Origin of the sequence: Bradyrhizobium sp. ARR65, assembly GCF_000472385.1 — a bacterium.
Classification (GTDB): Bacteria; Pseudomonadota; Alphaproteobacteria; order Rhizobiales; family Xanthobacteraceae; genus Bradyrhizobium.
This window is the reverse complement of the sequence record NZ_AWZU01000061.1, coordinates 23,907-36,791: the sequence shown is the minus strand read 5'-3', so window position 1 is coordinate 36,791 and position 12,885 is coordinate 23,907. Positions and strand designations below refer to the sequence as shown.

The 12,885-nt window shown below is 58.2% G+C and carries 7 protein-coding genes and 2 pseudogenes; 7 read left to right on the top strand and 2 right to left on the bottom strand.

All coding sequences use genetic code 11. The annotated features are described in order from the left end of the window. Positions 1-1,642 precede the first annotated feature (1,642 nt). Together F758_RS53590 and cysD are read right to left on the bottom strand one after the other, a co-directional pair. Positions 1,643-2,022, bottom strand: a pseudogene (locus F758_RS53590) (GTP-binding protein); the annotation flags it as partial. A gap of 49 nt (positions 2,023-2,071) precedes the next feature. Beyond that, positions 2,072-2,968 (bottom strand): annotated as a pseudogene (gene cysD, locus F758_RS45520) (sulfate adenylyltransferase subunit CysD). Between the two features lie 1,407 nt (positions 2,969-4,375). On the opposite strand from cysD, the gene F758_RS0137880 reads away from it, so the two are divergent. The 7 genes from F758_RS0137880 to F758_RS0137845 all read left to right on the top strand — a co-directional run bounded on the left by F758_RS0137880 (position 4,376) and on the right by F758_RS0137845 (position 12,833). Next, complete coding sequence (locus F758_RS0137880) at positions 4,376-5,755, top strand: alpha/beta fold hydrolase (RefSeq protein WP_245286712.1); 1,380 nt, start codon at positions 4,376-4,378, stop codon at positions 5,753-5,755. Continuing rightward, a complete protein-coding gene (locus tag F758_RS0137870; RefSeq protein WP_157450359.1) occupies positions 5,752-7,647 on the top strand; it encodes an MFS transporter in 1,896 nt (631 codons plus the stop codon). Before F758_RS0137880 ends, F758_RS0137870 begins: the two co-directional genes overlap by 4 nt. 395 nt (positions 7,648-8,042) lie before the next feature. Continuing rightward, on the top strand, positions 8,043-8,768 hold the full coding sequence (locus F758_RS0137865; protein ID WP_024512717.1) for an autoinducer binding domain-containing protein: 726 nt from the start codon (positions 8,043-8,045) through the stop codon (positions 8,766-8,768). Between the two features lie 192 nt (positions 8,769-8,960). Beyond that, on the top strand, positions 8,961-9,599 hold the full coding sequence (locus F758_RS0137860; protein ID WP_024512716.1) for an acyl-homoserine-lactone synthase: 639 nt from the start codon (positions 8,961-8,963) through the stop codon (positions 9,597-9,599). A gap of 69 nt (positions 9,600-9,668) precedes the next feature. Further along, positions 9,669-10,172, top strand: coding sequence for a cysteine hydrolase family protein (locus tag F758_RS0137855; RefSeq protein ID WP_024512715.1), 504 nt, complete (start codon positions 9,669-9,671; stop codon positions 10,170-10,172). Between the two features lie 323 nt (positions 10,173-10,495). Next, positions 10,496-10,732, top strand: a complete 237-nt coding sequence (locus F758_RS0137850; RefSeq protein ID WP_024512714.1) for a HipA N-terminal domain-containing protein — start codon at positions 10,496-10,498, stop codon at positions 10,730-10,732. A gap of 715 nt (positions 10,733-11,447) precedes the next feature. Then, positions 11,448-12,833, top strand: a complete 1,386-nt coding sequence (locus tag F758_RS0137845; RefSeq protein ID WP_157450357.1) for an extracellular solute-binding protein — start codon at positions 11,448-11,450, stop codon at positions 12,831-12,833. Positions 12,834-12,885: the final 52 nt, after the last annotated feature.

The window sequence follows — 12,885 nt, the reverse complement described above, 5'->3', positions numbered from 1 at the left end:
CGTGCTGCCAAGCGTAACTGACCCAGAGAAAAATCTCGCCCCTTACGACCTGAACTACACGGCCGCGGAGCTTCAGCCCAGGCCGACTGCTCAGCCGCGCCGTTGGCACTTTTCGATCCAGAGTACTTCCCTGTAGACTTCGTGCAGTTCTCGCCAGATGGGCTCCGGCAATTGCTGGATGATGAGCCCGGGCCATTGGTCGCGCGTTCAGGCCCGGCGGATCAGTCAGCTAACGAACCGGGTCCGCTGTAGAGTTGATCTTGCCTCTTAGGCTTGATCCAGCTTGAAATTCGCTCTGGCCCACGACAAGGACCAGAGGCATGAAGATCGATCGTGCAGGCTGTGAAGGCGAACCGGTAGGGGCGCGAAAGCGCGCCCCGTGACAACGAGTTCGGCAAACGGGCCTTCAGATGTCATGGAGCGTCTATCTTAATCCAGCCTGGGTTCTTGGCTGGTCTCCTGATTGGGTTCGGTCCGCTGGCCGGTCCGAAAGTCCTCCAGGTTGCCGCCTAAAAACAAACCTCGGCTCGTTCCTCTAACCCAGTTTCGCAATTTTCTGGTCACTGCGGTCTGCCCACGCGCCAGAATGTCTATGATGTTGTTTGTCGTCCAAGTGACAACACGGGGCACGGTGTAGGTATGCAACTGAGTAGCGTTCTCTGCAATTGCGATCGCGCCTGACGTAAGATCGTCTTCACAAATCTGCAGCTGTCACGGGTCTCGGCCCAACGACACAACAGAAGAACATTCAACATACCCATCCATGTACATGCAGCCATGCGCGTCGTGTCAATTTCATCTAGCCAATCGTCACTGGACGACTCAGAAGTATGCGCGACGGTTCGCGAACGCAAATACGCTAAGTACCGCAGTTCCTCGAACATCCTCATCCGTGCTCGGCTTGCAATGACGCTGAAAACGACCGAGCGTTACATATGAGGATGCCAAGACGCCCTCGAAAATGTCGCAGCTATCGACGCTGCTAGCTGACGATTCGGTTTTGTTGCTCCGCAAGCCTGATCTCATTCTTCAGCGCTTAAACGTTTGCTCCAGCAATCGTTGCGGCAAGTTCCGCGCGCTCCTCGCTAGAGGCTGGCACAGTTCGTCGCTGACACATTCGGGCGGGATACTCAGAAACTGCGCGAAACTAGGATCCCCGGCGGAAATTGCGGGATCGTAGTCCCTGAGCCTGAGGCAGGTTCCCGCTCCACCGCTCGGGCTGGGGGCCGTGAGTAGCGGTGGAGCGGTTAGCCAGAAACCAGCGCGGCTTCTGACCCTCCACAATTGCGACTATGATTCGGGCGCATTGCTGGCGGATGCAAGGCGGTAGACAATCTGCGATGCTCACGAAAGTGCGAATCGGGTATGGATTTAGCCCTTGCGGTTGATGCCTCACGACTGCGCCGGACCCGCAGTCACGCAACTCGTCTGTTTGGCATCCTAAGTAGTCCCGGCTGGCCGCACCTTATCAGGTCCCATGATCTGGCAATCTGGGCCCCACAGCGGTGCAGCGACGGCCGCAGGGGGTCGGCCACGATTTGCATCAACCGAGTCTCTCGCTTCTGAATTCCGCCGCTGGCGTCCAGGCCCAAGCGAACTCAATTTTCTTCAGCCGACCAGCGCAACGCGGATTGCGGCGCAGCGAGCAGATGAAGGAGTGGCGCTTAATCTGTACCAGGACGCCGTTGCGCGCATAGATTAGGATGATCGCAAGCTGCGCATTAGAGGCGCCGGTCGCCATGTTGCGGATATATTGCGCATGGCCGCGCGTGTCCGCGAGCATGAAGGAGCGGGCGTGTTGAAGAAGCGGCAGGCGAGGTCGCAGGTGATGCCCTGTTCGCGCTCGGCCTCAACACCATCGACCAGCAGCGAGCTTGATACCGTCGACGGTCGTGCCGATAATTGACATTATCGCGCGCGAGCGCCTGCAGCTGATCCTCTAGATCATCTTGATATCGTGCAAGAGGCGCCGATCAGCCTTGATTTGCCATCATCGACCGAGCCGCAGCTGATGAAACGCAGCTGGTCTTTGTCCTGCTGGTCGCGTAGAGCGTTGCGGCATCCTGGTTGATCAGAAGTAGCCTTCCCGCTTCTTTTTCTCCATCGAGGCCGCCTCGTCAGTATCGATCAGCTGCCCCTGGCGCTCCGAGATTTTTGCGACCTGCATTTCGGCGACGATCTCCTCGATCGTGGTCGCGTCGGACTCGATCGCGCCGGGGAGCGGGTAGCAGCCCAGTGTGCGGAAGTGAATCGTCTTCACCTCGGGCTTCTCGTTCGGCTGAAGCGGAAGCCGGTCGTCATCGACCATGATCAGCGTCCCGCCGCGCTTGACCAGCGGGCGGGGCTTGGCGAAATAGAGCGGTACGACCGGGATCTTCTCCAGCATGATGTATTCCCAGACGTCGAGCTCGGTCCAGTTCGACATGGGGAAGACGCGCATCGTTTCGCCCTGCCGGATCCGCGTGTTGAAGAGGTTCCACAGCTCGGGGCGCTGGTTGCGGGGGTCGCAGACGCGGCCAGGCCGGCGGAAGGAGAAGATGCGCTCTTTCGCCCGGCTCTTCTCCTCGTCGCGCCGCGCGCGCCGAAAGCCACGTCGAAGCCGTAGAGATCGAGCGCCTGCTTCAGCGCGTCGGTCTTCATGACCTGGGTGTGCAGCGCCGAGCCCGATGCGATAGAGGTAATGCCACGCGCAATGCCGTCCTGGTTGATATGGACGATGAGGTCGACGTTTAGGGGCCTCGCGGTTTGGTCGCGAAAGGCAATCATCTCGCGAAACTTCCAGGTGGTATCCACACGCATAAGCGGGAAGGGGAGCTTGGCCGGATAGAACGACTTCACTGCCAAATGCAACATGACGCTCGAGTCTTTGCCGATCGAATACAGCATGACCGGCTTTTTGAATTCCGCGACCACCTCGCGCATGATTTCGATGGACTCGGCCTCCAGTCCGCCGCAAATGTCGCGGCAGGCGTGAGTATCTGGCTCGGTGATATCCTGTGCTCTCATGTTGAAGTAGTGCTGCGTATCTCGCAGGCCTTTCTTCAGACGCCACCGCCGTCGCTCCTCCGCTTCGCGATGAGCAGAGCCAACGACGGCAATCCCTCGTGGGCGGCAGCGCATTTGCAAGCAGATCGAGGTACGAGAGAGCTCATGCTCTCTTTTCGACTAGAACGGCGCTGGTATTGTCTAGTCGGGCTGATGCGGAGAATGATTTGCTTCGAGCGGATCGGTGCCGCTGGAATCAGCGAAGCTTGCAATTGAGCTGAAGCAAAAAGGGTCCTTTTCAAAGAGATCAACCAGAAGCACGCCAGGGCACGCTAACGCCTTAACCAATTCGCACCGATAGTCCGGCTCAGTGTCGGGGACGAACCGGAACGGAGCACCGCAGCCGTAGCGCCCGGCCTAGCTTGGCTCGGTCGTGCCCGCTTCCTTATGCTTCGCCTGACAGTCCGCGGTTTGATACCGGCCAGTGGCGGGGGAGCGGTAACGGCCGCTTGCTCTCCCGCGAGGCCTGCGATGGCTCGCCTGCCTTTGCGTCGTACCTTTCGGCCAGGGCCAACAGACGCTTCCTGGTGAACGAATCAGCCTTCGCGGCCAGATCGCGGGCTCGCAAGGCCTGCTGCCTGTAAAATTCACTGTCCATGAATACCATCATACGACAACGAACAGAGTTTGAATACAGAAAGCCTTCCTTCTCAAGTCACGGGTGGGGTGCCGTCCCCAATAACATGCGTAACAGCAGGAACACGCCTCGCCTGGTTTCCAGCACACCAAGCTTCAGGTCAAAGACTTCCGCGACCTGGCGCTCTCAATGTCCCCAATGACGAGCTCGGTGGCTGCGATGCCGTCCCAATCAAAGTGGATGAAATAGCTATGGGATGGAGCCGCCGCGTTGGCCCAGCCACTCAGTGCTCGTCGAAACCAGTGTGACGCTTGTATATCCATTGGCGGCCATCATGCCGTCGCCACAGCAGCCCGCCGTCGATCGCCCGCCTAGGAATGATAATTCGCCAGACGTGCCAAATGCGGCCCATGGGGGTCTCGAGCCGGCATCCAGATCATCCTCGGCGTCCCTGAACGCACTCGATTGCATAATCAATCCATTGATTCCGACGAAAGGAGCCTGCGCCCGGAGTATGCTCAGGCGGCAATTCCTATTCCAGCCACGCCGAAAGGCAATTTTCGGCAGCACATCCTTAGCGCCCTCGCGCCCAGTGGCAACCGATCTCCTCTATTAAGATTGATAAGCGCGAGCGGGGTTAAATCTGGAACCAAAGAGCGGATTGAAGCGCGCTTTCGAACTGCCTCGCTTTGCTTATGAACCCGTCAAGAGTACCCGCGCTCACTTGGCCGGCCAGAATGGCTCCAAGGTCCGGTGAAGCCGACAACATCAGCTTGCGGGGAAGGCTCCCGTCTCGTCTCAAAATCTGCCTCGATACGGCTTGCCGACCCTGGCTATGATGGCCTGCTGGATCAGAGAATTTGGCATGAAGTAACGGCGCCCGGACAAACCCCCACCGCAAAGCGATCGCGAGGATCGATCTGCTTTAGCCCTTATCTCTATCGCATCTCCAACCGGGGCGAACGGACTTTCAATCGCATCCAACAATATCCTTTAGCCGGGACGCGCCACGACAAGCTTGCCGCCAACTGCCTCGCCTTTGTCCAGCTTGTATCCCTCTGGCCATGGCTGGACTGCCGCTCACAGTGCGCATCTTCGAACTGTCCGGTGTCGAATTTCGGTCTGGGCATGATCGACACCTCCGTTATTGCCACTTCTGATCCACAACGTCACGTGATCGGCGGCATGTTTGCCGTCGCTCGGGGAGAGGCGGTGACGATGCCCTTTGTCATATCTGATGGAATTAGACTGTATTTCGAGGAATATGGAGAAGGTTATCCAATTATTTTCATTCATGAATTTGAAGCGGACCTGCACAGCTGGGAAGCACAGGTCCGGCACTTTTCGCGTAGTTACCGGTGCATCGCCTACAACGCACGCGGATATCCACCAAGCGACGTTCCCGATGATCCCGCCGCGTATGGCTGGGAGCTCGCTGTCCGCGACATCGAGGCTGTCATGGCAGCGCTTTCAATTCGGCGAGCGCACCTGGTTGGATCGAGCATGGGCGCGTACGCAGCTTTGTTGTTCGGCTTGCGCAGCAACGGAGCAGTGAGCGCGATCGTTGCAGCTGGGGCAGGGGCCGGATCTCCCGCATCGGATCAGGAAGAATGGGCAAGAAACGCCTCCGTCCTTGCGCGCGCACTGAATGCTCGAGGAATCGCTGGCTTGGCGGCGAAAATGGCGAGCCACTCTACCCGGAGGCGGCTCATGCAGAAGGACCCGAAGGGTTGGAATGTCTTTGTGAAGCGGCTGAAGCAACTCTCCTCACCGGGCATGTCCAACACCTTGCTTCAGTGTCAGGCCCTACGGCCCTCTTTGTTCGAATTTCGAGATCAATTTTCAAAGATGAACGTACCCGTGCTGCTCGCGGTAGGAGACGAAGACAACCCATGTCTCCAAACTGGCTTGATGTTGAAGTCCACCATTCCGGGGGCCGGACTTTGGGTATGCCCCAATACTGGCCATGCCATCAATCTTGAAGAGCCTGCTGCATTCAACGCGCAATTGGAAGCGCTCTTCACCATGGTCGAGCGAACGAGCTGCCCGCATTCTGACGTAAGAAAGCAGTCAAGCTCCCACGATGATGCGGCACGCGCGGTTCGCTTGCTGGCCGGTGGAGCGATCGCATGAAGCCGTGGGTCGCCGTCTCACTCTCTGAGTCAACTGCCGCGCGGCTAAGCCGCGCAGCGCAGGAGGGGCGTGCTTCCAAATCAGCAATCGTCGAGGCCGCCCTCTCTCATTTCCTCGCCCCCGAGGCTGCTAGCGAAACGGCCGGCGCGCGCGCTCAATTGGACGCGATCACACAGCAGCTCGACCAGCTCCATTGTGATCTGCAGATCGTTGGCGAGGCAGTCGCGCACCAGGCTCGGTTTCTACTCGCGGTCACCCCGGCGCTTTCGGCCGCAGACGAGACGGCTGCCTGTACCCTGGGAGCGGCCCGCTTTGATGAATTTGCTGCACAGGTTGCAAGACGGGTCCGTCTGGGAACATCTCTCATCAACGAAACAATTGAGCGGGTGACGAGAACCGGTCCAGGACATCCGCCGAGAAAGGCCACAGGACGGACACCGCGACCGGACCCGATGGCGCCCGATCGGAGTGGTCGGACCCTGGCCAAATCACCCGAGCCAGTGACCTCCGAGGGAGAGCGAAATGAGCATGATGCTGAGCTGGCATGTAAACGGACAGTTCGCACGCCCTCGCAATTGAGGTCTTCGTCTCCGCGGCCAGAAGCCTCACCGCCAGGAGACAGCCCAAATTGGATGCTCGTTGTTCGGGTATTCTTGCCGTTCGCCGCTGCTTATTACCTGTCCTATCTGTTTAGGACGATCGGTGCCACCATAGCCGGACCGCTCGCTTCGGAGTTTGGTCTTCAGGCGGATGATCTCGGCCTTCTGACATCGGTCTACTTTTTGACCTTCGCGGCGGCGCAGATTCCGATCGGCGTATGGTTGGACCGGTACGGTCCGCGGCGAGTTCAGAGTTTAGTGTTATTGGCAGCCGCGGTCGGCGCTGCGCTGTTTGCCGCGTCGAACAATTTCATGCTCCTCCTTCTCGGCCGCGCATTGATCGGGCTCGGCGCTTCAGCTGCGTTGACCGCCGGATTGAAAGCCGTCGTTCTCTGGTTTCCAGCCGAACAGGCTCCGCTGCTCAATGGGCTCATGATCATGCTGGCGGCCTTTGGCGCTATGACTGCAACATTGCCGTCGGAATACATGCTCGTGTCGATCGGCTGGCGCGGATTGTTTCAGCTGCTCTCCATCGCTGCGGTCGGATGCGCGCTGACAATCTTTCTTGTCGTCCCAAGGTCCTCGCCGTCAGCAGAAGCAAAGCGACCGACAATCGGACTTCGTGCCATCTATGCGGATCCCCGGTTCTGGCGCCTGGCCCCACTGTCTGCGACTTGCATCGGCTCGGCCTGGGCGCTGCAGGGGCTGTGGGCAGCGCAATGGCTCTCCGACGTCGAGCGTCTGGATCGGTCAGGAGTGCTCCGCACTCTTTTCCTGATGGCGGTCGCATCAAGTGTAGGCGCCATGGGCCTCGGTATTGCGGTCCAAAAGCTGCGGCGCTATGGTGTTGGTCCGCGAAAGCTTCTGTCACTGTTTGCACTCGTGTCTTTTGTCGCGCAACTGGCAGTCGTCCTGCGAGTACCTATCCCATCATCCATTCCGTGGATGTTCATCGCTGCCCTGGGCACAGCGACCGTTCTCAGCTACGCTGTTTTGGCCGAGTATTTCCCTAAGGAGCTGGCGGGACGCGCCAACGGGGCTCTCAACCTGTTTCACATCGGCTGCGCATTTCTGGTGCAGTCCGCCATCGGCCTGGTGGTGCAACAGTGGATGCCCCAGCAGGGACACTACCCTGAAATCAGCTACCAGACTGCCTTTGGAGCGAACCTTCTCGTTCAGCTTGCCGCTTGGATTTGGTTCAATATTCGCTTGCCTTCTTCGGGCGGGGGGAGCGTCGTGGCGACTAAGAAATACTCTCGGCTGCAAGATACTGATCCGCGTAAACCCATATAAGGATCAGTCGGGCTGTATCAGCAAGAGGCGGCTCTCGATCGGCGCGTGATCGGGGATGAATGGTGAGCGAGCCGAACGGCTGAAAGGTCCTCCAGTTGGCGCCAAGCCCTGACCACTGAGCGCTGCTCTAAGGCTTTGAGTCATCAAAGACTTGCTGATTGCACCAACAAAATCGATTGCTAGAGCTTGTCCGGCGCTAATAAAACCCCGTAGGTCGTATTTCTGATTTCATTGTTGCTGAATTGCCATTTTGCGGTTGCCCAAGACAAGCTCTGCCCAAGAATACTCAGCTTGCACGCTCGCTCGCGATCCCGTCCTCCTCCTTGCGAGGATAGAAAAGGCGTGTAGCGGCAAGATCCGGAAGGGACGCCCATGGTGAAGATTGTGGAGCTAGAATGAGCCCGTTCGAAAGCATCTTTGAGGAATTCATCGATGCGATCCAAACCGCGGTCAACGTGGATGAATTCGAACGCATCGCTACGCGGCTGACCCAGAGACTCGGCCTACAGCGCTTTGCCTATCTGCGGATCGCCGGCGATACTCCGATGCTCATCTCATCCTATCCAAAGTCCTGGACCAGCCGGTATTTCCAGCTGAGATATCAGCAGCTCGATCCGGTGCTGCTCCGTGCGCGTGTTGAGCGGGCGCTGTTTGGCTGGGGAGGCGAGATGTCATCGCCGGTCGGAAACCGCGAACAACGCCGGTTCTTTGATGAAGCGACAACCTTCGGGATCAGATCGGGCATCACGGTCCCAATTAGGGGCGGATTTGGTCAGATGGCCGCATTTTCGCTGGCGACTGACGCCCGCGATGTTCATCCCGAGCGGCTACTGCGCGAATGTAGGGATCTCCTGCATGCGGCCGGGGTGCATTTTCATTGCAATGCTACGATCAGGCTGGGCGTAAGCAAGGATAAACTCGCTGAAGGCGAACTCACGCAGCGTGAGCGCCAATGCTTGGCATGGGTCGCGCACGGAAAAACTGTTGCCGATATAGCAGTGCTGGTCCAGATCGCACCACGTACCGTGGTTTTTCATCTTGAAAACGCTCGCCGCAAACTCGGTGCTGCCTCTATTGCCCAATGCATCGCCGAGGCCTTGCGCCGGGGTCTGTTGCCCTAATCGTCCATCCCTCCAGATTCCAAAGAGGTGAGCAAGAGACCCGACCGTCTCACGCCCTCTGTTTGTGTTGTTGTCTTCTTCCAAATAGATCCAGCGTGGTCAAATTGGGGTTGATGTGCCTGCAAAATATGTCAGGCGATCGCAGGCGGAGTTTCTGGTCTTGAAGCCTCCTGATCATTTCAGGAGGTCAGGATGTATGCCATCGCACTTCGCGCCCCTCAATTCGGCCGTTACCTGCCGTTGCTCGCGGCGATGTATCAGCTGCGACGCCGTGTCTTCAAGGATCGACTCGGCTGGTCAGTGTCCGTTTCAGGAGAATTGGAGCTCGACCTGTACGATACTCTAGGACCGACTTATCTCATGCTGATATCAGAGACCGGGAAGGCTGTCGGTTCGGTTCGTCTGCTTCCAACGACCGGACCAACGATGCTGGCTGATATCTTTCCCGTTTTGCTCGGCGGGACGTCGGCTCCGCGGAATGAAAGGGTTCTCGAGAGCTCGCGCTTCTGCGTGGATACGAAGCTCGTCTCCGACACAAGCTTCAGTAGCATCAACCGCGCGACTCTTGTGCTCTTCGCGGCCATGATTGAGGCCGCGCGTGGAGCGTGCGCAGACAGCATTGTCACCGTGACCGACACGCGCATGGAACGCATTCTCCGGCGAGCAGGCTGGCCGCTGAGGCGGATTGATGCTCCACGCCAGGTCGGGTGCACTGCGGCAGTCGCGGGCTATCTCGACACGTCCGAATATACGCTTCACAGGATTTACAAACAAGCCGAACTCCACGGTCCTGTGCTTGCGTCCCCCGATGTGGTCAACGTGGCTGCCTGAAAGTGCCTCGGAGCACGTGCAGCTGAGACGATTGGTACGTCCATGCTCACAAATCCACGACATAGCCGCTTGGTTTTGATCAACTTGATGCGTGACCAAATGCCGGCTCACACCGCAGTTATAGGGGCTGGTCTCTCATTACTGCAAGCCGGGCTGCAGATGTTCAATGTCAGCTCCATTCTCGTTGGCAAATGCCAGCCGTTGGACATCGAGCCAGATCAAGCGGCCATGGATCTGATCACACAGCTCGAAGTCAATGCTTTTTCAATTTGGCGAGACCGGCGTTTCACCGACGGTCTCGCTTCAGCACAGGCCAGTGTTCTGTTCTTCGGAGGAAGTTGGTTGGAAGAGGAGATATTCATTTCCGCCCTGCAGGCAGCCGAGCGCGGGTATGACGTGCGTCTTGTTTCGGACATCACCACCGCGCGTGCCGAGGCGGATCGATCGTTTGTCTTGGACCGGTTAGCCCTTCATGGGATTTTGGCGACAACCGTCCGGCAGATGCTTCTGGAATGGGCGGTGTGTCTGGGCGACCCAGTTTTGCTGCAAAAGGTTCAGGAGCTTCTTTCTTAAACGCGACGTCGCGCTACGGCCCACTTGACGCGAGCCCTCGGCTTGCTTGCTTTCGGCTCTAGCGGTGAGCAGCTACGAACGACGTCGGCTCGAGATAGCGCCACGTTTGTGGGTGCGCTTCTCGATCCGAAGCCCGGTAAACGCGCGCTTGCAGGACACCATTCGTCGTTACCGCGCACTCATGGGGACATGCGGAGCGAGAGTTCCTAAAAGCCGCGCCGCAGGGTAGGAACGCTTTGCGATGTTCTCGCAGCGCTCGACCTGAAGTTCGTTGTCCGTCCTAGGACAAAGGCAAAGCCAGCTGAGATCGAGAACATCTTTTGATGGCCCACCCGCGGCGGCATATCCCGCTCAATGTCTTCTTGAACGGCCGTCCCGTCGGGTGCCTGAACAGGCACTCCAGCGGCGCAATCGACTTTCAGTACGATCCGTCCTGGCTTGCCTGGGAGCATGCGCCGCCCGTGTCGCGATCTCTGCCTCTGCGTGAGGACCGCTATATCGACGCGCCTGTCATCGGCGTCTTCGACAATCTCCTGCCGGACGGCACGCCCATGCGGTGAGCGATCGTGCGCACCGGCTCGTCCAGATGAGATCGTAAAGTGCCTCGTGAGAAATGGTGGTCAATCCGATCCTCTGGGCCAGTCCGACCTTACTGTAACCATCGAGTATTGCGAAGGCGCGAGGCCCTCGGCCTGGCTTCGGTGGAACGGATGGAGGAGTGGGGCGGGCGATGCATACGTGTCGGAGTGCGAAAACGGTGATGACGTGATGGGCGGACGTGATGAAACTGCTGGCCGGGCGCGCTCGGAGCTCCACGAGGACAGCCTTGGAGGCGCAGCCGGTTCGATGCGCTGCCTGTCTCTGTCGGCGAGTGCTCGCCAAATCACAGTCCCGAAGGCGGTGATCACCAAGTCGCGCGAGGACGTCAGGGCTTGCGCACGAAAGCCAGACGAACTGAACAAGGGGCTCCTATGTCCTTGTGCGGTAGAAAAGCGCCCCTTTGGGTGGCTTCAACTACCAAAACGGGTAGTAGCACCGAGCTCGTCTCGTGAACCAACCTGCGACCTCTACAAACCCGCTTTCCGTCCCTCCCACCTTGATCCGCCCCCCTGTCTCTCAATGACGAGAGGTTTCTCGCCTTACCCAATTTTACCCAAGACGGCCTTTGGAAAGCTAATTGGGACCGCATAATGAGCGCTAGCCTTCTCGTCATCTGCGGCCTCCGAAGAGGAGGGCACGTGGGTTTGCGGGCCAAAGAGCCCAGAGGAGGGAATAATGCCAAGGACGTTCGCCGTGTTTCGCGGCTACTCGATCAAACTTGCCAGAAACGCTCTCTTCTGCTCCACGCTTTTTGCCGGAACGGTCTTGGCCTTCCAGCAAGCTGAAGCGGATGATGTCAACTGGCGGCAGTTCGAAGGTACCTCGATCGTCTGGGCTTACGACATTCATCCCTATGCCGACGCCGTTGCAGCCCAGCTGCCAGAGTTCGAGAGACTGACCGGTATTAAGGTGGCGCCGGAGCTGTACCCCGATGACGCTTATTGGAATAAGCTGACCATCCAACTGAGTACCAAATCGCCCAGCTGGGACGTTGTCGGTACCGGGATTCAGCCCGCTTGGGATCTGGCGCCGGGCCAATTGCTTGAGCCGCTCGATGGCTATCTGAACGATCCGAAACTCACGGCACCCAGCTACGACTACAAAGATTTCTTTCCGGCATTGCGTAATGCGCTGACTTGGAAAGTTAAGGAAGGACAGATCGAGCCTGGAAGCGGGCACGTGTGGGCAATCCCGCATGGTTTCGAGAATATCCAGCTATTCTACCGCAAAGACATTCTGGACAAGTACGGGATCAAGGTTCCGACAACGCCGCCCGAGATGTCCGACGCTTGCGCAAAGCTCAAGGCTGCCGATCCGACGATTACACCCCTTGGTGTGCGCGGCGTGCGCTTTTGGAGCAGCATCCACACGGCAGCGATCTCGATTGCAAAATCCTACGGGGTCCATGACTTCGTGCTTAAGGATGGCCACCTCGATACCGGGCTTGATTCGCCTGAATCGATCACGTTTCACAAAGACTATGTGGACATGATCAAAAAGTGCGCGGCTCCCTCCTTTGCTAACGACAACTGGTACCAGGTCGTCGATGGCATCAGCTCCGGACGCACGGCGATGGCCATCGACTCCAACATGTTCGGTTTTTGGAACGATGTGGCCGGTAAGCCCGCCTCAGGCAAAATCGCCTTCGCGCCTCCACTGCACGCGCCGAACGACAAAAACTTCGAATCCAACATCTGGATCTGGTCGCTGGCAATGAACGCTGCGTCGAAGAAGAAAGGTGCGGCTTGGCTGTTCATCCAATGGGCAACATCAAAGCAGGTGGAACTGAACGGCGCTACCGCGGGCAAGCTCGTCAACTCTCCGCGTGCTTCGACATGGACCGATGAGGCCTGGCTCGAATATGCGGCAAAGCCGGAGTTCAACAACTTTGTCGATACGTTCAAGGCGGTGCAGGGCAGAGCCGAACTTGCCTTTACAGCGCGGGTAGGCTTCGCCGAGGCAATGAACGCGTGGGCGGTTGCCATGCAGAAGATGGTCAACGGAGCGGACGTAAAGGCCACGCTGACCGAACTCGCCTCAGAGATCCGTTCGTCTATGTAAAGCGAAAAGGGGCAGCTTTAGCTAGCTGCCCCCGCACCTTAGAGATGACAAG

What these genes read in the sequence shown, in the direction of transcription:
- F758_RS0137845 (WP_157450357.1), top strand. Translation starts at nt 11,448, where the DNA reads ATGCCAAGGACGTTCGCCGTGTTTCGCGGCTACTCGATCAAACTTGCC.
- F758_RS0137870 (WP_157450359.1), top strand. Translation starts at nt 5,752, where the DNA reads ATGAAGCCGTGGGTCGCCGTCTCACTCTCTGAGTCAACTGCCGCGCGG.
- F758_RS0137865 (WP_024512717.1), top strand. Translation starts at nt 8,043, where the DNA reads ATGAGCCCGTTCGAAAGCATCTTTGAGGAATTCATCGATGCGATCCAA.
- F758_RS0137860 (WP_024512716.1), top strand. Translation starts at nt 8,961, where the DNA reads ATGTATGCCATCGCACTTCGCGCCCCTCAATTCGGCCGTTACCTGCCG.
- F758_RS0137850 (WP_024512714.1), top strand. Translation starts at nt 10,496, where the DNA reads ATGGCCCACCCGCGGCGGCATATCCCGCTCAATGTCTTCTTGAACGGC.